Annotated in this window: 21 protein-coding genes; 6 read left to right on the forward strand and 15 right to left on the reverse strand. The window is 70.9% G+C overall.

Going from position 1 to position 19,756, the window contains the following annotated elements; genetic code table 11:
- Window positions 1-28: 28 nt before the first annotated feature.
- A complete protein-coding gene (locus GXW78_RS07300; protein WP_338147701.1) occupies window positions 29-838 on the reverse strand; it encodes a squalene/phytoene synthase family protein in 810 nt (269 codons plus the stop codon).
- A 123-nt stretch (window positions 839-961) separates the two neighbouring features.
- Between GXW78_RS07300 and GXW78_RS07305 the strand changes: the two genes are divergently transcribed.
- Both GXW78_RS07305 and GXW78_RS07310 read left to right on the forward strand, forming a co-directional pair.
- Window positions 962-1,603 carry a superoxide dismutase gene (locus tag GXW78_RS07305; RefSeq protein WP_211867453.1) on the forward strand — a complete coding sequence of 214 codons (642 nt, stop codon included), beginning with the start codon at window positions 962-964 and terminating at the stop codon, window positions 1,601-1,603.
- An 83-nt stretch (window positions 1,604-1,686) separates the two neighbouring features.
- Complete coding sequence (locus tag GXW78_RS07310; RefSeq protein WP_211867454.1) at window positions 1,687-2,232, forward strand: hypothetical protein; 546 nt, start codon at window positions 1,687-1,689, stop codon at window positions 2,230-2,232.
- Window positions 2,233-2,245: 13 nt separating this feature from the next.
- On the opposite strand, the gene GXW78_RS07315 is transcribed toward GXW78_RS07310, so the two are convergent.
- The 3 genes from GXW78_RS07315 to yajC form a co-directional block, all read right to left on the reverse strand.
- On the reverse strand, window positions 2,246-4,087 hold the full coding sequence (locus GXW78_RS07315) for a response regulator (protein WP_211867455.1): 1,842 nt from the start codon (window positions 4,085-4,087) through the stop codon (window positions 2,246-2,248).
- 170 nt (window positions 4,088-4,257) lie between these two features.
- Entirely contained in the window at window positions 4,258-4,857 is a 600-nt protein-coding gene (locus GXW78_RS07320; RefSeq protein WP_211867456.1) for a cysteine hydrolase family protein, read from the reverse strand.
- A 5-nt stretch (window positions 4,858-4,862) separates the two neighbouring features.
- Complete coding sequence (gene yajC / locus GXW78_RS07325) at window positions 4,863-5,213, reverse strand: preprotein translocase subunit YajC (RefSeq protein WP_211867457.1); 351 nt, start codon at window positions 5,211-5,213, stop codon at window positions 4,863-4,865.
- A 90-nt stretch (window positions 5,214-5,303) separates the two neighbouring features.
- On the opposite strand from yajC, the gene GXW78_RS07330 reads away from it, so the two are divergent.
- Genes GXW78_RS07330 through GXW78_RS07340 form a run of 3 tightly spaced genes read left to right on the forward strand, consistent with a single transcriptional unit; the run spans window position 5,304 to window position 7,894 of the window.
- A complete protein-coding gene (locus GXW78_RS07330; protein ID WP_211867458.1) occupies window positions 5,304-6,167 on the forward strand; it encodes an ATP-binding protein in 864 nt (287 codons plus the stop codon).
- Window positions 6,168-6,172: 5 nt separating this feature from the next.
- Window positions 6,173-6,868, forward strand: a complete 696-nt coding sequence (rpiA, locus tag GXW78_RS07335) for a ribose-5-phosphate isomerase RpiA (protein WP_211867460.1) — start codon at window positions 6,173-6,175, stop codon at window positions 6,866-6,868.
- A gap of 27 nt (window positions 6,869-6,895) precedes the next feature.
- Window positions 6,896-7,894, forward strand: coding sequence for an MBL fold metallo-hydrolase (locus tag GXW78_RS07340; protein ID WP_211867461.1), 999 nt, complete (start codon window positions 6,896-6,898; stop codon window positions 7,892-7,894).
- On the opposite strand, the gene serS is transcribed toward GXW78_RS07340, so the two are convergent.
- The 11 genes from serS to GXW78_RS07395 all read right to left on the reverse strand — a co-directional run bounded on the left by serS (window position 7,878) and on the right by GXW78_RS07395 (window position 19,248).
- The gene (gene serS, locus GXW78_RS07345) at window positions 7,878-9,146 is read right to left on the reverse strand and encodes a serine--tRNA ligase (RefSeq protein ID WP_211867462.1); all 1,269 of its coding nucleotides are present in this window, start codon (window positions 9,144-9,146) and stop codon (window positions 7,878-7,880) included. The two genes, GXW78_RS07340 and serS, sit on opposite strands and share 17 nt — an antisense overlap.
- 63 nt (window positions 9,147-9,209) lie before the next feature.
- Window positions 9,210-10,007, reverse strand: a complete 798-nt coding sequence (gene tatC / locus GXW78_RS07350; RefSeq protein ID WP_408904170.1) for a twin-arginine translocase subunit TatC — start codon at window positions 10,005-10,007, stop codon at window positions 9,210-9,212.
- Window positions 10,008-10,019: 12 nt separating this feature from the next.
- The gene (gene tatB, locus GXW78_RS07355) at window positions 10,020-10,598 is read right to left on the reverse strand and encodes a Sec-independent protein translocase protein TatB (protein WP_211867463.1); all 579 of its coding nucleotides are present in this window, start codon (window positions 10,596-10,598) and stop codon (window positions 10,020-10,022) included.
- An 86-nt stretch (window positions 10,599-10,684) separates the two neighbouring features.
- A complete protein-coding gene (locus GXW78_RS07360; protein WP_338147702.1) occupies window positions 10,685-11,731 on the reverse strand; it encodes an ABC transporter ATP-binding protein in 1,047 nt (348 codons plus the stop codon).
- Between the two features lie 115 nt (window positions 11,732-11,846).
- Window positions 11,847-12,851, reverse strand: coding sequence for an SMC-Scp complex subunit ScpB (gene scpB, locus GXW78_RS07365; RefSeq protein ID WP_246521941.1), 1,005 nt, complete (start codon window positions 12,849-12,851; stop codon window positions 11,847-11,849).
- The gene (locus tag GXW78_RS07370; RefSeq protein WP_211867465.1) at window positions 12,835-13,593 is read right to left on the reverse strand and encodes a segregation and condensation protein A; all 759 of its coding nucleotides are present in this window, start codon (window positions 13,591-13,593) and stop codon (window positions 12,835-12,837) included. The genes scpB and GXW78_RS07370 overlap by 17 nt, the downstream gene beginning before the upstream one ends.
- The gene (locus GXW78_RS07375) at window positions 13,590-14,297 is read right to left on the reverse strand and encodes a site-2 protease family protein (protein WP_211867467.1); all 708 of its coding nucleotides are present in this window, start codon (window positions 14,295-14,297) and stop codon (window positions 13,590-13,592) included. Before GXW78_RS07375 ends, GXW78_RS07370 begins: the two co-directional genes overlap by 4 nt.
- On the reverse strand, window positions 14,297-15,328 hold the full coding sequence (gene nagZ / locus GXW78_RS07380; protein ID WP_211867470.1) for a beta-N-acetylhexosaminidase: 1,032 nt from the start codon (window positions 15,326-15,328) through the stop codon (window positions 14,297-14,299). Before nagZ ends, GXW78_RS07375 begins: the two co-directional genes overlap by 1 nt.
- Before the next feature lie 10 nt (window positions 15,329-15,338).
- Window positions 15,339-16,082 carry an SPOR domain-containing protein gene (locus tag GXW78_RS28230; protein ID WP_211867471.1) on the reverse strand — a complete coding sequence of 248 codons (744 nt, stop codon included), beginning with the start codon at window positions 16,080-16,082 and terminating at the stop codon, window positions 15,339-15,341.
- A gap of 40 nt (window positions 16,083-16,122) precedes the next feature.
- A complete protein-coding gene (locus GXW78_RS07390; RefSeq protein ID WP_211867472.1) occupies window positions 16,123-17,970 on the reverse strand; it encodes an arginine--tRNA ligase in 1,848 nt (615 codons plus the stop codon).
- A gap of 129 nt (window positions 17,971-18,099) precedes the next feature.
- Entirely contained in the window at window positions 18,100-19,248 is a 1,149-nt protein-coding gene (locus GXW78_RS07395; RefSeq protein WP_211867473.1) for a deoxyguanosinetriphosphate triphosphohydrolase, read from the reverse strand.
- Between the two features lie 102 nt (window positions 19,249-19,350).
- Here GXW78_RS07395 and GXW78_RS07400 point away from each other — a divergent pair, with 102 nt between their 5' ends.
- A complete protein-coding gene (locus GXW78_RS07400; RefSeq protein ID WP_211867474.1) occupies window positions 19,351-19,698 on the forward strand; it encodes a HesB/IscA family protein in 348 nt (115 codons plus the stop codon).
- Window positions 19,699-19,756: the final 58 nt, after the last annotated feature.

A 19,756-nucleotide genomic window follows, 5' to 3' on the forward strand; every position in this document is an offset into this window, starting at 1 on the left:
GCGATCGGACACGCCCGCCGGCTGTCCATCAAAGCTTCTGCCGGATGCCCGCCCATGACACGGCGAATCGATCACCGACGCCGCGCCCCGCCACCCTGCCCGCCCGGGCCAACTGCCGAAGGTCCCGCCTCGCCAGCACGGCGGGCAGCGCTGCGGCGATGAAGGCCGGCGTGACGTCACGCCGCGCGCCGGCAAGCGCCGTCAGCCCCTCCTGCGCCAAAGCCCGGACCACGCCGGCGACCGGGGAGCCCTGCGGTTCCGCGATCACCTCCTCGGCGCGCAGTCCGGCCGCGGCGAGGCGATCGAGAGGCAACAGGCAGCGCCCCTGCGCCGCATGCGCGACCACCGATCCCAGCACCCCCGCAAGCCCATAGGCCGCGCCAAGACCCCGCAGCACCTCGGCTGCCGCAGCATCGGCGCCGAGCGCGCGGCCCGCCACCGCGGACCATCCGCCCGCCGTCCCGCGCAGCCACGTCACGAATTCCTGTTCGACCGCGAAGCCGCCTTCCTCCGTCTCTGCCTCCCGAGCATCGGCGAGGTCGATCAGCGCATCGGCATCGAGCGCACCCGCCGCGACCTGCTCCTGCAACGGCCCCGCGACTTCGTGCCGGCGGGGCGGGCGGCCGGCGCGCGCCTCTTCCACCGCGTCGCGCCACCATTGCAGGCGGATCAGCGCGGCCATCGGGTTGGACGTGGCCTCCCGTGCGCGGGCGAGTTCATGGTTGTAGGCGATCAGAGCGAACAGCGGCTCGCGCCGCTCCGCCGGTGCGAACAGGGCGCAGAGAAATCGATCCGGGTCGTGGCTGCGCGCGAAGGCGCCGATCGGGGAAAGGCTCACCGCGCCGATATGCGCGTGTGCGGTGCGGCGCGAAACCCCCATGCGGTTGACGCCCGACAAGGCCCCGCCTACCTCGGACGGGTAGCGCGGCCCGCGCTTCGTCCGACGATCGGGAGAGACCCCATGGCCTTCAGCCTTCCTCCTCTGCCCTACGCCACCGGCGCGCTGGCCGCCAACGGCATGTGCCAGGAGACGCTCGAGCTCCATCACGGCAAGCATCACAACGCCTACGTCACCGCGCTGAACGGCCTGGTCGAGAGCAAGGGCCTCGCCGGCAAGTCGCTCGAAACCGTGGTCGCCGAAGCCGGCAAGGCCGGCGCCGACGGGCTGCCCGTGCTGAACCAGGCCGGCCAGCACTACAACCACTGCCTGTTCTGGAACGTGATGGCGCCGGGCGGCTCGCATGGCGAGAGCGTGCCGGCCGCGCTCGCGGCGAAGATCGACAGCGACCTCGGCGGCCTCGCGAAGTTCAAGGATGACTTCAAGGCGGCCGGTGCGGGCCAGTTCGGCTCCGGCTGGGCGTGGCTGATCATCGACGGCAGCGGCAAGCTGAAGGTGACGAAGACCCCGAACGGCGCCAACCCGATCTCGACCGGCGAAGGCAAGCCGATCCTCGGCGTCGATGTGTGGGAGCACGCCTACTACCTCGACTTCCGCAACGTCCGCCCGAACTACCTCGCGAACTTCCTCGACAAGCTGGTGAACTGGGACGTCGTTGCCGATCTGCTCGGCAAGGGCGGCTTCACCTCCGGCCAGTCAGCCTGAACCGCGACGCTTTGCCGCGGAAGGGGCGCCGGGGATCTCCCGGCGCCCTTTTTCATATCCGTATGTCGACAGGGAGTACCGCGATGCTCCGCCGCCTGGTGCTGGCGCTGCCTTTGGTCGCCGCCCCCGCGGCAGCGCGGGATGTCGCCTTTCCCCTCGATGACCGGCGCGCGCTGGCGCTCGCCCTGCAAGGGCAGTTCCGCGAGCCGCTGCAGGTCGAGGAGATCCGCCGCTTCGGGCCGCTCGCCGCCGTGCGCTTCGCCTTCCTGCAACGGGCCAACAGCACCGTCCAATGGGCGGCCGTGATCCGGCAGGAGCGCGCGATCCTGGTGATGGGCGAGGCGAACCGCCTCGCCCCCGAGGTCCAGGCGAGCCTGCGCCCCGCCCATCCCGACGCGATGCTGGAGGTCGGCACCCAGGCCTTCATCCGTCACGTCGCGCTGCCGGATGGCGGTGCGCGGCTACTTTTCGCCCTGCCTGTCCTGGCCGGCTGCCGGGCCTGTGCGTTCGTCGCCATTGCCCGGCTCGGGATCGATGTGGACGGCAACGGCGCCTATCGCGGCACCTCGTTCCTCGGCACCGTGCCGGCGAGTTCGGGCCAGGGCTGGGCCAGCGACCCCAGGCTGTAGCGTCGCGGCCGGTTCAGGGGGCCACGGCGGCGGCGCGGCGGCGTTGCGCCTCGCCGATCGCCGCCAGCAGCGCGGCGCTGTCGATCGGCTTCGCGACATGCCCGTCCATGCCGGCCTCCAGGCAGGCGCGAACCTCCTCCGGCGCGGCCTCGGCGGTGACCGCGATCACCGGCACGCGCCCCGCCGCCCCGGGTAGCGCCCGGATCCGGGCCGTGGCCTCCAGGCCATCCATGCCCGGCATGTGGACATCCATCAGCACCGCATCGGGCAGCGGCATCCCGCCCTCCAGCACGGCGATCGCCGAAGGGCCGTCGGCGCTCGACTGCACCTGGTGGCCTGCCTGGGTCAGCAGGGCCTCGGCGACCATCCGGTTGGCGGCGATGTCGTCCACGACCAGGATGCGCAGGCCCTGCGCGAGACGCGCCGCCTCCGTCTCGGCGCGCGGCGTCGCGGCGACGGGTAGAGGCGCCTCGGGCAGCGGCAGCGTCGCGCTGAACCGGCTGCCCCTGCCGTCCGGGCCGGGCGCATAGGCCACGCCGCCACCCATCGCGCGCGCCAGCGCTGCCGTGATGGCCAGGCCAAGCCCCGTCCCGGCGGTGCCGGCGGCATCCGCACCCATGCGCTCATAGTCGCGGAACAGCCGCTCGCGCTGGTCGGCCGGCACGCCGGGACCGTCATCCGTGACCGCGAATTCGAGGCCGGCCGGCACCGGCTGCGCAGCCAGCACGATCTGTCCGCCCGCCGGCGTGAACTTCACCGCATTGCCAAGCAGGTTCAGCAGGATCTGTCGCAGCCGCACCGGATCCGCCAGCACGGCCAGCGGCAGGGCCGCGTGCAGCCGGAGATCCAGGGCGACACCCTCCTCCTCGGCAGCCGACCGGTTGAAGTCGATCACCTCATCGAGCAATCCCCGCAGATCGACCGCGCGCGGCGCGAGTTCCAGCCGCCCGGCCTCCACCCGCCCAAGGTCGAGGACGTCGTTCACGATGGCCGTCAGATGGCGGCCCGCCCGTTCCAGCGTCGCCGCCCGTTCATGCTGCGCGGGCGACAATCCCGGGTCGCGCGCCAGCGACTGCGCCATGCCCAGCACTGAGTTCAGCAGCGTCCGCAACTCATGGCTCATTCGCGCCAGGAAGCGCGACTTCTCCTCATTGGCCCGGTCCGAGGCATCCCGTGCCGCCGCCAGCGCGGCGATGGAACGCTGCTCCGCCAGTTCCTTCGCGAGCGAGATGAGGAAGACGGAAACGCCGACGATCACGATGATCGCGGACATCGACACGAAACCGAACCAGGCGGAGCTGGTCGGGAGCAACCGGGCATCGCCCGGCACGGGCGTCAACACCAACAACGGCGCCCGCGCCGCGTGAAGGCAGGCGTTGATCAGCAGCAACCAGGCCAAGGGAAGGCGCGACGGCAGGTGCCGGCTGACCTTGCCGCGCAGCAGCTCCAGCGCCGCCGCGACACAGTAGGAGGCGATGATCGTCGACATCAGCGCCACCCGCGCCGTCAAATTCCCATAGAAGGCGGGCACCTGGCAGGCCAGCAGCCAGACGGCCGCGCCAGCGACGATGCCGATAGGCAGCGGCCGCCGCTGCTCGAACTGCCGCATACCGGTCCAGATCAGGCCGTAGCCGATAGCAAAGACGGTATTGGCAAGGTCGATCGAGACGAAATCGGCGGCGACGCCGCGCAACGAGACGAGAATCGAAGCGATCCCGCCCAGCAGGAACGCGCTGCCGATCGATGCCAGGGCGTATTGCTTGCGATCCTGCAACCACATCCATAGCTGCAGGGCGCCCAGCATCAGCGCGAGGAAGCAGGTGATCAAAAACGTCGTAGAAGGATCGAAGGACATATCGATACGTCAGTGAGGCGAGAGCCATTGGTACCATTGGTTAGCAGCCCGATCCCGGACCACCACGAATGGGTGTAGTCGCTTGCCTCACTTAGCGAAAGTCGAGCTTCCTCTGCCCTCAAATCAATCGCAGGCGCACGCCCTCGGCAGGCGCGCCGCACACACCGACGTCAGGTCAATGCGGCAGCCGGCACCACCATCGCGAAGCGGTCCGCGAGTTCGGCCAACGCGATTCTGCTGACCTCTGAACCCGCAATGGCCGCGCCGCCCATCGGGTCGGGCAGGGCGCGGGTGGCCACCGCGTCGCCGGCGACCGTGACGCGATGGCCGAGGTCGAGAGCGGCGCGCACCGTTGCGCTGACGCACATATGCGTCATGTAGCCGGCGATCACGAGGTCCGGCCTGCCTGCGGTGGCGAGCAGCGATTGGAGCTCCGTACCGGCGAAGGCATTCGGCAGCCCCTTCTCCACCACGGCCTCGCCGGCCAGCGGCGTCGCCTCAGGCAGGAAGGCGCCGCCGGCTGCGGCGCGGTCGAACAACCCGCCCGCCTTGCCACGATGGGCCACGTGGATGACCGTCGCGCCTGTTTCCCGGGCACGCGCCAGCAGCCCGGACAGGGCGACGAGCGAAGCCGCCATGCCGTCCAGCGGCAGCTTGCCGGCGGTCCCGTACTCCCCCTGGGCATCGATCACCACCAGGGCGGCGTCGGCGAGGCGCGGCGGGTCCCGCAGCGCGCCCGCCAGGTCCAGCAGCGTGCGCGGCCCCGCCATCGGTGTCAGTCCGCCTTGGTGTCGTTCGCCGCCTGCGGGCGAATGACGCTGGTGATCGTGCCGCGCACGAGCGAGACCCGCACATTCGGCGCGATCTCCGCCTCGATCTCGTCCGTCCCTTCCTTCACCTTGGTGATGGTGGCGACGATGCCGCCCGCCGTGACGACGCGGTCGTTGCGCTTCAGCTGCGTGAGCATCGAGCGATGCTCCTTCATCTTCTTCTGCTGGGGGCGGATCAGCAGGAAGTAGAAGACGACGAAGATCAGGACCAGCGGCATGATCTGCATGGCGATGCCGGCGGCACCCGCCTCCGCCGCCTGCGCATGGGCGACCGAGATCGCGAAGGGATTCCACATGGTTCTGCTCCGTTTTCCCGGCTTTACGCGCCGGAACCTAGCGGCCCACCCCTTCCCGTCAATACCGAGCCGTCCTATGCCCGGCGGGCCATGGACCACCCTGCCCTGCTGCCCGCCCTGACCCGCATCGCCGAGGCGCTCGAGCGCCTGGCCCCGCCCCCGGCCTCCGGGCTCGACCTGACCGCCGCCGATGCCTTCGTCTGGCATCCGGAACCGCGCCCACACCTGGCCCCGGTCCCGAGGGTCGCGGCCGTCCCGATCGGGCTGCTGCGGGGCATCGATGCCCAGAAGGCGCTGCTGGTCGACAACACCATGCGCTTCGCCCGCGGCTTCACCGCCAACAACGCCATGCTGTGGGGCGCCCGCGGCACCGGCAAGTCCTCCATGGTAAAGGCCGCCCACGCCGCGGCCAATGCCGAGATTCCCGGCTCCCTCGCACTGATCGAGATCCACCGCGAGGACATCCGCACCCTGCCCGACCTACTTGGCCAGTTGCGGCTGCAGCCCCGCCGCTGCCTGGTGTTCTGCGACGACCTGTCCTTCGAGAAGGACGACGCCGACTACAAGGCGCTGAAATCGGTGCTCGACGGCGGCATCGAGGGGCGCCCGCCGAACGTGCTGTTCTATGCGACGTCGAACCGCCGGCACCTGATGTCACGCGACATGATCGACAATGAGCGCAGCACCGCGATCAACCCTGGCGAGGCCGTGGAGGAGAAGGTCTCCCTCTCCGACCGCTTCGGCCTCTGGATCGGCTTTCACAACGCCGACCAGCCGACCTTCTTCGCGATGATCGAGGGCTACGCCGTCCATTTCGGCCTGCCGATCTCGACCGAGGAGTTGCATGCCCAGGCGATCGAATGGTCGGTGACGCGCGGCGGGCGCTCCGGTCGCGTGGCCTGGCAGTTCATCCAGGACCTCGCCGGCCGGCTTGGCGTGAAGATCGAGGGGTGATGGCGATGACCAGCGCAGACCAGCAGAAGAAGGCCGTCGGCAAGGCCGCCGCGGCGCTGATCCAGCCGGGCACCGTCGTCGGCCTCGGCACCGGCTCCACGGCGAAGTTCTTCGTGGATGCGCTGGCGGCGCGCGGCCTCGACATCGCCTGCGTGCCGACCTCGCGCCAGACGGCGGAGCAGGCCGAAGGTCTCGGGATGCGGCTGGTGGACCTCGATGCCGTGGAGCACATCGACATCACGGTCGACGGCGCCGACGAGATCGGCCCGGGCCTGGCGCTGATCAAGGGCGCCGGCGGCGCGCTGCTGCGCGAGAAGCTGGTCTGGACGCTGTCCCGCCGCTGCATCGTCATCGCGGATGCGAGCAAGCATGTCGCGCAACTCGGCACCGTCTTCGCCCTGCCGATCGAGGTCGTCCCCTTCGGCCACGGCACCACGGCGGCCCGCATCCGCGCGGTGCTCCAGGCCTGCGGCGTTGGCAGCGCGGTCACGCTCCGCATGAAGGGCGATGCGCCGTATCTGACCGACAACGGCAACCTGATCTACGACGCGCAATGCGGCGCCATCGGCGATCCGGGCCAGCTCGCAACCCGCCTGAAGGCGACGACGGGCGTCGTCGAGCACGGCCTCTTTGTCGGCATGGCGACCGAGGGGCTACTGGCGACCGATGACGGCGTGCGGTCCCTGGCCGGCCCGACATAGCGTTCGGGCCGAGAGCGCGCGGTAGCCATGGATCACCCGGGGACTGACGCGGCAGCCGCGGCGCGGATAGCCGGCGCGGTTCGCGACGCGCGCGGCCGCTTCTGCAATCCCGATGGTTCCCCCGGCGGCAAGCGGCTGAAGGATGTGGTGCGGCTGATGTTCGGCGGCGACGGCGGGCGCTGGCCGCGTCACATCATCGATCCGCCGCAGCCTGCCCCGGCCCCACCACCGCCCGGCCATGTCGCGATCACCGCCATAGGCCATGCGAGCTTCTGCATCGCGATCGATGGCGGCCCGGTGCTGCTGACCGACCCCGTCTGGTCCCCCCGCGCCAGTCCCTTCCGCTTCATCGGCCCGCGACGCGCCCGCGCCCCCGGCCAGGAGCTGGAAGCCCTGCCGCGCCCAGACGCCGTGCTGGTGTCGCATTGCCACTACGATCATCTCGATCTCGCGACGCTCTCTCGGCTCGCGGGGATGGGCGCGCCGCCTGTCGTCACCGGCCTCGGCAACGCGGCGCTGATCCGCCGGTCAGGCCTGAGCGACGTCACCGAGCTCGACTGGTGGCAGGCGCATGAACTGCCGGGCGGCCACCGCATCACCTACCTGCCGATGCGGCATGGCTCGGCGCGCACGCTGCGCGATACCTGCCGCGCATTATGGGGCGGATTCGCCATCGAATCGGCCAGCGGCGCCCGCGTGTTCTTCTGCGGCGACAGCGCTTGGGGTCCTCATTTCGCGGAGATCGGCGCGCGCCTCGGCCCCTTCGACGCCGCCATGGTGCCGATCGGCGCCTATGATCCGCGCTGGTTCATGTCGTCCGTGCACATGAACCCGGAAGAGGCGATGCAGGCCCATGCCGCCCTGCGCGCGCGCACCTCCATCGCCATGCATTTCGGCGTGTTCAAGCTGACGCGGGAGCCGATCGACGAGCCGGTTCAACGCCTGCTCGCGCTGCGCGGGGACGCCGACTTCCGCATCCCCGCCTTCGGCGAGACAATCGCCGTCCCGTTCAGCCGATCTTCTTGACCCCGCCCATGAAGGGCAGCAGCGCCTCCGGCACGCGGATGCTGCCATCCTCGTTCTGGTAGGTCTCCATCACCGCGATCAGCGCGCGTCCGAGGGCGACGCCCGACCCGTTCAGCGTGTGCAGGAAGACGTTGCCCTTGCCTTCCTTCGGCTTGTAGCGGCCGTTCATCCGCCGCGCCTGGAAGTCCCGCGTGTTGGAGCAGGATGAGATCTCCCGCCACGCCTGCTGTCCGGGCAGCCAGACCTCGAGGTCATAGGTCCGCGCCGCGCCGAAGCCGGTATCACCGGCGCACAGGAACACCCGCCGCCAGGTCAGGCCGAGATCGGTCAGCACCCGCTCCGCGCAGCGCGTCATGCGCTCGTGCTCGGCGCCCGATTCCTCCGGCGTGGTGATGGAGACCATCTCCACCTTCCAGAACTGGTGCTGGCGCAGCATGCCGCGCGTGTCGCGCCCGGCGCTGCCGGCTTCCGACCGGAAGCAGGGCGTCAGCGCCGTCAGGCGTATCGGCAGATCGGCCTCGGGCAGGATCGCATCCATCGCGAAGCCGGTCAGCGGCACTTCCGCGGTCGGGATCAGCCAGCGCCCGTCGGTGGTGCGGAACAGGTCATCGGCGAATTTCGGCAGCTTGTCGGTGCCGTAGGCGACGGCGTCGTTGACCAGCAGCGGCACCGACGCCTCGGTGTAGGCATGCGCCTCGGTGTGCAACGCCAGCATCCACTGACCCAGCGCGCGTTCCAGCCGCGCGAGCCCGCCTTTCAGGACGGTGAAGCGCGCGCCGGCGATCTTCGCCGCCGTGCCGAAATCCATCAGCCCCAGCGCCTCGCCGAGTTCGAAATGCTGCTTCGGCGTGAAGGAGAAGGCCGGGATCTCGCCATGCGTGTGCAGCACGACATTGGCCGCCTCGTCGGCACCATCCGGCACCTCGGCATCCAGCGTGTTGGGCAGAACCTCCAGCAGCGCGGTCTGCTCGCGCTCGGCCTCGGCGGCGGTCGCTTCCAGTGCCGCCATCTCGTCGCGCAGCGCCACGGCCTCGGCTTCCAGTGCGGCCGTATCCCCGCCCTGGCGCTTCGCCATGCCGATCTCCTTGGCGATGGCGTTGCGGCGCGACTGCTTCTCCTGCAGGGCGGTCTGGGCGCTGCGGCGGGCCTCGTCGCGGGACAGGATCGCGGCCGAGGCCGCATCGATCCCGCGCCGTTTCAGCGCCGCGTCAAATGCCGCGGGATCAGCCCGCACCGCCCTGATGTCATGCATCGCTCAAATGCCTCTTGAAGAATCGGACCCGTGACGTGGCGCGCCCCTTACGGCGCGCCGGGGTCAACTCGGATCCTGCGGCTTCGGCGCCATCCACCGCGCGGCGAGGATCGAGACCTCGTAGAGCAGGATCAGCGGCACGGCGAGGCCGATCTGGCTGATGATGTCGGGCGGCGTCAGCACGGCAGCCACCACGAACATGATGACGATCGCGTAGCGTCGCCCCTTGCGCAGCGACTCCACGTTCAGGATGCCGACCCGGCAGAGCAGCGTCAGCAGCACCGGAAGCTGGAAGGCGATCCCGAAGGCCAGGATCATGTGCATGACCAGCGAGAGGTACTCGCTGACCTTCGGCAGCAGATCGACGGAGGCGCCGTCCCAGCCCCCCGGCGGAGTCGCGAAGCCGGCCAGGAAGCGCCAGGCCAGCGGGAAGATGAAGTAGTAGGCGAGCGCCGCCCCCAGCAGGAACAGGAAGGGGGAGGAGACCAGGAAGGGCAGGATCGCCCGCTTCTCGCTGCGGTACAGGCCGGGGGCGACGAACAGCCAAAGCTGCGTCGCCCACATCGGGAAGGACAGGAACACCGCGCCGAAGAACGCCACCTTCAGGTAGGTGACGAACGCCTCCAGCAGATGGGTGAAGATCAGCCGCGGGTTGGAATGGCCGAGATCGCGCATCACCTGGATCAGCGGCTCGGCCAGGAAGAAGTAGATCGGCTCGGCGAAATAATAGCAGCCGGCGAAGGCGATCAGGAAGGCAGCGACGGACCAGAGCAGCCGCGCGCGCAGCTCCTTCAGGTGATCCATCAACGGCATCGCCTTGTCGTGGATCGGATCGTCGTCTTCGGTCGTTTCGGTCGCCAAGGAAGCGGTCGCCTACACGCTCGGGTTGGTGGGGGCCGGCCGTGGCGGCTCGGGCTGGTGCGCCGGCAGCGGCTGCGGCACGGCGGCGACCGGCGTCGCCGGGGCCGGTGCAGCCTCGGTCGGCGGCACGAAGGCCGGTGCGGGCGGGGGTGCCGGCAGCGGGGGCGGCGGGGCCGGCGGGGCCGCCCAGCGCGCGACGTCGGGCGGCACGAAGGCCGGTGCGTTTTCCGGCACCGGCGGCGGTTCATAGGCAGGCGGCGGGGTGTAGCTGCCGCCGGGGATCATCGGATCCTCGAACGCCTTGCGCACCGAACCGTCGGAATCGACCGCCTTGGTGATCTGCCCCTTGATGTCGAAGGACCGGATCTCGCTGATCGTGTTGCGGACGTCAGCGATCTGGTTGCGCACGTCCTCGAGCTTGGCCTCACGGACCAGCTCATCGGCCTGCTGCTGGAACTCGGCGACCTTGCGGCGCAGGGACTGGATACCCTTCGCAATGCCCTTGATGGCATCGGGCAGGTCCCTGGGCCCGATGACGACGAGCGCCACCACCGCGATCAAGGCGATCTCTGACCAATCGAGCCCTAGCATGCGTTCCTTGTCCCTCGGCGCCACTGCCGGCGGGGGACGCCCCGTTAGCAGGAAGCCGGCATCTCGCCAATGCGGCGCACTGATATCTAGGGTGCCTCGGGCGGAAAGACGAAGGCCCGTTCGGGATCGATCGCCACCGTTACACGTTCGCCGCGCGACAGGCGCCGCCCGGCCGGCAGGCGCGCGTGCAGCCGAAGCACCCCCCCTGCCCCGTCCGGCAGCGCAAGATGTACCAGCGTGGTGGCCCCCAACATACGGCAGGCCTCGACCTCCGCCTGATGGGCGGCAGCCGTGCCGATCTGGAGCCCTTCCGGCCGCACCAGGACCTCGACCGCAGCCCCCTCAGGCTGGCCCGCGGCCGGCAAGGCGCCGATCGCCGTCGTCGCCTGACCGCCGCGCACCCGGCTCGGCAGCCGGTTCACCTCGCCAAGGAAGGTCGCGACGTAGCGGTCGGTCGGTCCGAAATACAGCGCCTCCGGCGGGCCGAGCTGCAAAATGCGCCCTTCCCGCATCAGCGCGATGCGGTCGCCCATGAACATCGCCTCCTCGGCATCATGGGTCACCAGCAGGGTCGCGATCCCCGCGTTCTGGAGAACGTGCAGTGTATCGTCGCGAACCTGCTCCCGCAGCCGGGCGTCCAGGCTGGCGAATGCCTCGTCCAGCAGCAGCACCGCCGGGCGCGGCGCCAGCGCTCGGGCCAGCGCCACGCGCTGCTGCTGCCCGCCCGACAGCATGTGCGGATAGGCATCCCGATAGGTGTCGAGTCCGACGAGGGCCAGCGCCTCGCTCACCCTCGGGGCGCGTTCCGCACGCGAGGCGAAGCGCAGCCCGAATGCGACGTTCTCGGCGACGCTCAGATGCGGGAACAGCGCGTAGTCCTGGAAGACGAAGCCGACCCCACGCCGTTCCGGCGGCACCTCCCGGCCCGGCTTGGCCATCACCTGGCCGCCCAGTTCGATCCGCCCGGCCTGCAACGGCTCAAGCCCCGCGGCGAGGCGCAGCAGCGTCGTCTTGCCGCAGCCCGAGGCACCGAGCAGGCAGACGATCTCGCCTGGCGCAACCGACAGGCCGATGCCGCGCAGAACTGGCAGATCACCGTAGGCGTGGTGGATATCGTGGAATTCCAGGGTCACTGTTCCTGTCCTTGGACAGCGTGGGCCGGCCCGTTGGCCGGGATGCCTCCGCGCCGGGACGTGGCGCATCGGTCGCAATCGGAGCAGGCCGCGCGGTGGCGCAGAGAGCCGATGGTCACGGCGCAGGCGTAGGCGGCGTATCCTCGCCCTCCGCGGCCTCGGGTTCGGGCTCGGCTGCCGTTTCCTCGCTTCCCTCGACCGCGGGGCCCGGCGCGCCTGGCGTGTCGTCGCGCTCCGTGACAGCCGGCTCGGACGCCAGCGATGCATCCGCGGCGCTGGGTTCCGCGGCGGGCGGCGCCCGTCCCGGCGCGGCGGCCGGGCCGAGCGGCAGCGCCGGTCCGGTCTCGGCCGTCACCAGTTCCTCCTTGCGGGGCAGGTCCGACAGCGCCTTCAGCGCGAACTGCTCCAGGAACTTCGGCGTCGTGCCCCACAGGGTTGGCCGGCCTGGTACCTCTCGACGGCCGCGCGGGGCCACCAGGCCGAGTTCCAGAAGCGCCTCCAGCGTCGTCTGGGCCAGCGCGGCGCCGCGAATCTCCTCAATCTCGCCGCGGGTGCAGGGCTGGTGGTAGGCGATGATGGACAGCGCCTCCATCGCCGCGCGCGGCAGGCGCCGCGGCGCCTGGACCACCTTCGTCAGCCGTGCCGCGAGATCCGGCGCCGTGCGGAACGCCCAGCCACCGGCGACCTCGGCCAGCACCACGCCGCGGCCCTCGCAGGCCTCCGCGAGCGCCGCCATGACCGTGCCGGCGGTCAGCTCTTCGGGCAGGATGGCGCCCAGCATCGCCGCGGTCACGGGCCGGTCGGAGGCGAAGACCAGCGCCTCCGCCAGCCGCACGGCGGCGGCCAGCAGGTCGGGGTCCAGGCCCGCATCCTCAGGCGGAGCGTCCTGCCCTTGGCTGTCCGCGGGGGCATCATCCTCGCGAGGCGCCGAAGCCGCGGCATCATCGGCCGGCTCCTGCCCCGCGGTCGTGGCGGGGCCTGCCTCGGCCGGCGCGCCCGCTTCGCCGCCGTCTGCAGCAGCTTCGTCCCGCGGGACAGCGCCCTCCGCCCCGGCCCCCGTCATCGTGTCCTCGGCCGGCCCATGCTGGGGCGGCTCCGGCGCCTCAGGCTGGTTGGTCATCCGCGGCACCCTCCTCGGTCCGGCGGCGCACCATGATGGGCCCGAAGGCCTCGTCCTGGCGGATCTCGATCCCGCCGCCGCGCGCCATCTCCAGCCCCGCCACCAGCGTGCTGGCAAGGGCGGCGCGACGTTCCACCGGATCGAGGATGGTATCGGGCAGGAAGCCCTGCAACACGGACCAGGACGGCAGCGCGCCGACCAGCCGGGTCAGCCGTTCCAGCGCCTCCTGCACCGTGAACAGCTTGCGCGGTTTGGGTCGGTAGGGCCGCTTCGCCAGCGCCCGCCGCCGCGCCGCGACATAGGCCTGGAGCAGCGACGGCAGGTCGGCATGCAGCCCCGACCGATCCTCGACCCGCAGGCTTTCCGGCGCGCCGCGGGCGAAGACGTCATGCCCCAGCCAGGGCCGCCGGTTCAGCCACAGGGAGGCCGCGCGCATCCGTTCCAGTTCGACCAGCCGCTCGGCGAGCTGTTCGGCGAGCACCTCGGCATCCTCGCCCTCGGCTTCCTCGGGCGGTACCAGCAGGCGGGATTTCAGCCAGGCCAGCCAGGCCGCCATCACCAGCCAGTCGGCCGCCAGTTCCAGCCGCACCTGCCGCGCGCCCTCAATGACCGCGAGATATTGGTCCACCAGCGCGACGATCGAGATCTTCGCGATATCGACCTTCTGCGACCGCGCGAGTTCCAGCAGCAGGTCGAGCGGCCCCTCGAACCCGTCCAGCGTCAGGTGCAGCGATTCGCTCACCGTCCGTCCTCATGGCCCGTGATGGCGACCACGAACTCGAAGGCCGGCTGGACGACCTCGCGCAGGAAGATGTCCATCGGGTTCCAGGACGGGATCGCCATCGGCAGGATGAACAGGCCCAGCAGCACGATCATGATGCCGTAGGGCTCGAGGCGCGCCACCGCCATGGCCGGGCCGCGCGGCAGGATGCCGACCAGGATGCGCCCGCCATCCAGCGGCGGCAGCGGCAGCAGGTTGAACAGGCCGAGCACCAGGTTCGTCAGCACGGACAGCACGCATATCCGCGCCAGGAACCAGGCCAGGTCGGGACCCAGCAGATTCTCGCCCGCGACTACCAGATGCACCAGCAGCGCCGCCGCGACCGCCAGCGCGGCATTCATCGCCGGCCCGGCCGCGGCGACCAGGACCATGCCCCAGCGCGGATTGCGCAGCCGCCAGATATCGACCGGCACCGGCTTGGCCCAGCCGAACACCCCCTGCACATGCCCGATCGCGAGCAATTGCCCGGCCACCATGACGCCGGGCAGGATCAGCGTGCCGACCGGATCGACATGACGCAGCGGGTTGATGCTGATCCGCCCGGCGCGCTTCGCCGTGTCGTCGCCCAGCCACAGGGCGGCATAGCCATGCGCGGCCTCATGCAGCGTGATGGCGAGCACGGCGGCGATCACCGCCGCCGCCACCTCCGGCAACCAGTCGGGCATCAGGCGGGCCGCGCGGTCGGGTCGTCGCCGGGGGCCGCCGCGGCCAGGGCACCGAGCGCGGCATCGCGCAGCGCGCGCAATGCCTCCGGGCGCCGAAAATGGAATGCCTCGGAAGCCGCACGCGCCTGCGCCAGCCGCTCCGCGGTCCGGTCGGTCAGCGGCGGGCAAGCCGACAGCAGCGCAGCCGTATCCGAAAGCCGTCCCGTGCAGTGCAACACCACGTCGCAGCCGGCGGCGAGCGCCGCGCCGGCCAGATCGTTCGACGCACCGTCCAGCGCGCCCATCGCCAAATCATCCGTCACCAGAACGCCCTCGAACCCAATCTCGCCACGGATGACGTCCCTGATCACCGCAGGGGAGATGGTGGCGGGCAGCGCCCGATCCCAGGCTTCATAGAGCACGTGGGCGGTCATCGCCCAAGCGCCGGACCCAGCCAGGGCGCGGAAGGGCGCGATGTCGGCCGCGAGGTCGGCCGCCGCGGCCGCGACGCGCGGCAGTTCATGATGGCTGTCGGCCAGCGCCCGTCCATGGCCGGGGATGTGCTTGATCACCGGTATCGTCCCCGCCGCCTGCAACCCGGCGACGAAGGCCGCGCCGAGCCGGGCGACCGTGGCGGGGTCCCCGCCGAAGGCTCGGTCACCGATCACGCCATGGGCGCCGGGCAGCCGCAGGTCCAGCACAGGCGCGCAGACCACGTCCAGCCCCGCCTGCCGGCAGGTGCGGCCAAGAAGCTCCGCATTGGCGCGCAGCGCAGCCTCGGACGCGTGCTCAAAGGCGGCGGCGGCCGGGAAGCGCTCCCAGTGCGGCGGCTTCAGCCGGGCGACGCGGCCGCCTTCCTGGTCCACCAGGATCGGCGCCTCGGCGCCCAGGATGTCCCGGATCTCCCCGGTCAGCGCGCGGAGTTGCTCGGGATCGGCCACGTTGCGCGCGAACAGGATGGTGCCGACCGGCCGGCGGTCACGCAGCAGCGCGGCTTCCTCGGCCGTCAGCCGCGGCCCGGACAGGCCGATGATCGCCGCGCGGGGGGTCACGGCAGGATCGTCAGCGGACGACGACGCAGGGAATGCGCTGCTCGCGGGCCTGCTCGCAGAAGGCCCGCGCGGCGGTCACGTCGGCGAAGCCACCGGTGCGCAGGCGAAACAGGGTGGATTGCCCTTCCCGCTCGAACCGCACGACCTGCGGGCGGAACTCACCAAGCAGGTCGGCATGCCGTCGCGCCAGCCGGTCCCATTCGCCCCGCGCCGATTCCTCCGAGGTCAACGCGCCCAGCTGCACCCGTACCCGGCCATTCGGCGTCGGCGCAGGGCGCACGGCTGCGGCGGGAGCCGGTGCCTCGGCCACCTGCGGCGCGGCAGGCGCCGGCGCAGGCTCCGTCCCTGCCGGCGCCGGCGCCTGCGACGTCAGCGGAAGCTGCACGGGTGCCGGCCGCGGCGCCGGCTGTGCCACCTGGGCACGCAGCGCATCGAGGCTTGGGGCCTCCGGCTCCGGCGCGAGTCGCGCGCCGGGCGGCTGCGCAGTGCTGCCGCGGCTGCGCTCGAAGATCAGCTCGTCCTGGTTCGGCACACGCAGCCCGCCGGGATCGTCGGGCCGCACCTTGAAGGGCCGCGGGTCAGCCTCGATCAGCGGTACCGAGCGCGGCCCGCCGCTCGAGGTCATCCCCCACCACGCTGCCCCGCCCAGCAGCAAAACCCCTGCCATGCCGCCGCCGAAGGCGAGCATCCGCCAGGGCGATCCCCCATCATCCTCGCGCCGCACGCGATAGGACGGCACCGGTACATCTGTCACGCCCCACCCCCCTTGCATCCCTCGGGCCGTGGGCAGCCCGTCAACGCATCTCGTTCACCGGCGTCACCCCCATGACGCCGAGGCCCGACCGGATCACCGTCGCGGTCGCTGCGACGAGGGCCAGCCGGGCCCGAGTCGCGACAGGATCCTCCTCGCGGATGAACCGCAGCGTCGAATCGTCGCGACCGCGGTTCCACAGTACATGAAAGTCCCCCGCCAAGTCCCCCAGATAGAACGCGATTCGGTGGGGCTCACGCGCAGTTGCGGCGGCCTCGACCATCCGCGGCCAGGCGGCGATGCGCCGGATCAGCGCCATTTCGGCCCCGTCGGTCAGTGCCGCGAGCGACACCGCGCCAAGGCCGGCCGTCAGCGCGGGGTCCATCGCCTCCGCCTGCCGCAGCACCGAGCAGCAGCGGGCATGGGCGTACTGCACGTAGAAGACCGGGTTGTCGCGAGACTGCTCGACCACGCGGTCGAGGTCGAATTCCATCTGTGCGTCGGATTTGCGCGTCAGCATGGTGAAGCGCACCGCGTCGCGGCCGACCTCCTCGATCAGGTCGCGCAGCGTGATGTAGGTGCCGGCGCGCTTCGACATGCGCACGGGCTCGCCGCCCTTCAGCACATGGACGATCTGGCACAGCACGATCTCCAGCGGCACGCGGCCATCCGAGACCGCCTTCACCGCCGCCGTCATGCGCGGCACGTAGCCGCCGTGGTCGGCGCCCCAGACGTCGATCAGCAACTGCTCGCCGCGCCCGACCTTATCGGCGTGATAGGCGATGTCGTTCGCGAAATACGTGTTCGAGCCATCCGATTTGCGCAGCGGCCGATCCACGTCGTCGCCGAAATCGGTCGCGCGGAACAGCGTCTGCGGACGCGGCTCCCAATCATCGGGCGTCTTGCCCTTGGGCGGTTCCAGCACGCCCTCATAGATCAGCCCCTTGCGTTCAAGGAGCGAAACGGCCCCCTCCACCGCGCCAGCCTCAACCATCGCGCGCTCGGACCGGAACACGTCCTGCGCCACGCCCAGCATCGCCAGGTCCTCGCGGATCGCGACCATCATCATCGCCACCGCCGTCTCGCGGCAGGTGTCGATCCACGATGTCTTCACGAGCCAGCCGCGTTCCAGCGCGGGGCCGAAGGCCGACATCGTCTCCTCCGGCGGCAGCTCGGACGCGCCGACCTCGCGCGGCATCAGTGTGTCCCCGAAGCGCTCGGCCAGCGCCTCCCCCACCGCGACGAGGTAGTCGCCGCGATACTGCAGTGCCACGCCGAAGCGCCGCTCGGCGTTCTCGGCGTTCCACGCATCGGCGTCCATGGTGACGGTGCGGACATACCGCCAATAGGTCGCCCAGCCGAGCGCCTGCACCTGATTGCCGGCGTCGTTGATGTAGTACTCCTTGGTGACCGCCCAGCCCGCCTTCTTCATCAGGTTGGCGAGCGCATCGCCGACGACGGCGCCGCGGCAGTGCCCGACATGCATCGGCCCGGTCGGGTTCGCGGAAACGTACTCGACATTCGCCCGCACGCCCCCGCCAAGGCGGCTGTCGCCATAGGCGGTGCCGGCTTTCAGCACGGTCGAGACCTGGCCACGCAGGAAGTTCTCATCCAGCCGCAGGTTCACGAAGCCCGGGCCGGCCGGCGTCGCCTCAGTCACCATCGGCAGCGCCAGAAGCCGTTCCGCCAGCGCAGCGGCAAGCTTCGGCGGCGGCATCCGCGCCGGCTTTGCGGCGACGAGCGCGGCATTCGTCGCCATGTCGCCATGCGCCGGGTCGCGCGGCGGCTCGACCTGCACGCGGGCCAGCGCCTCGGCCGGCAGGTCGGGTAGCAGGGCCGCGAGCAGGCCGCGCACCTCCTGCGTCAGCAGGGTGAAGATGTTCTCGGTCATCGGGTACTCGGCTGGAACGTGCGAAGGCTATACGACAAGCCCGCGCGGGCGCGTAGCCACCCCGTCACGGAACGCGGCGGCCGATCCGGGGTGATAGCGCGCAATCCTGAGTTCCGCCGAGGAAAGGCTTCAGCCCGGAACGTCCGGGTCGGTCATGCGCCGGTGCTCCTCCAGCGCGTAGCGGTCGGTCATGCCTGCGATGTAGTCGCAGACCACCAGGGCGCAGCGTGGGCTCCCGGCATCCCCGGCCCGGCCGCGCCAGGCGGGCGGCAGCATCTGCGGGCCGCCATGCAGCAGGCTGAACAGCAGCTGCACCACGCGCTTCGACTTGGCCATGGTGCGGTTGACCCGCCAGTGCCGGTACATCCGGGTGAACAGGAAGTCGCGCAAAGCGAGGTTCGCCTCCGCCATCGCGGTGGAGAATGCGACGACCGGGCCGCCGGCGCGGCGGATGTCGTCCACCGTCGTCGGTGCCAGCAGCGCGACGCGCCGCCGCGTCTCCGCCACCACGTCCAGCACCATCATGTTGATGACGCGGCGGATCATCTCGGGGGCGGCGCGTTCCGGCGGCATGTCGGGCATCGCGGCGCGCGCGTTGGCCAGCGCCTCGCCGACCAGCGGCAGCGCCGCCACTTCCTCGAGCGTGAACAGGCGCGCGCGCAGACCGTCATCCAGGTCGTGGTTGTTGTAGGCGATGTCGTCCGCCAGCGCGGCGACCTGGGCCTCGGCCGAGGCATGGGTGCCGAGATCGAGCGGATGCATCGCGTCGTAGTCGGCGATATAGGGCGCGGGCCGGCGCAGCGGGCCGTTGTGCTTGGCGAGGCCTTCCAGCGTCTCCCAGGTCAGGTTCAGCCCGTCGAACCCGGCGTATCGGGTTTCGAGTTGCGTCACCGCCTTCAGTGACTGCGCGTTGTGGTCGAAGCCGCCATAGGGCTTCATCGCGCTGTTCAGCGCATCCTCCCCCGCATGGCCGAAGGGCGGGTGGCCCAGGTCGTGGGCGAGCGCGAGCGCCTCGGCCAGGTCCTCATCCAGCCAGAGCAGGCGCGCGATCGAGCGGGCGATCTGCGCGACCTCGATGCTGTGGGTCAGGCGCGTCCGGAAATGGTCGCCCTCGTGATAGACGAAGACCTGAGTCTTGTATTGCAGCCGCCGGAACGATGTGGCGTGGATGATTCGGTCCCGGTCCCGCTGGAAGGGCGAGCGCGTATCGCCCCCGGCCTCGGGATGCAGCCGGCCGCGGGAGGTCTCGGGCCGGACGGCATGGGGGGCGAGAGCCATGGGTTCGGCCCTAGCACCGCCCGGCACGGGCCGGCAACCGCACCGCCGCGTTGGAACCAGCGCGCAGAAGCCCTATCTTGGGGGTCGAGGAGTGCCGACCCCATGCTCGATGCCGCCGCCCCCGCCTTCCGCGTCACCGAACGCGCCCATGCCCAGATCACCGAGATCGCGACCCGCGACGGGCGACCGGAGGCCGGCCTGCGCCTGGCGGTCGAGGCCGGCGGCTGTTCGGGCTTCCAGTATCGTTTCGGGCTGGAGGATGCGCCGGAGGCCGAGGACCTGGTCGTCGGCGACGGCTCAGGGCGGGTCTTCGTCGATCCGGTGTCGCTGGACCTGCTGGCCGGCGCTGAACTCGACTGGGCCGAGGAGCTGATCGGCGCGCATTTCGCCATCCGCAACCCGCAGGCCGTCTCCGCCTGTGGCTGCGGGACGTCGTTTTCGGTCGGCTGACCCGGGCGGCTTGACCGCGGCTTCCACGTGAAGGGTATGGTGCCGGCCACCCTACGAT

This window comes from Neoroseomonas terrae, from assembly GCF_018129025.1.
Taxonomy (GTDB): Bacteria; Pseudomonadota; Alphaproteobacteria; order Acetobacterales; family Acetobacteraceae; genus Neoroseomonas; species Neoroseomonas terrae.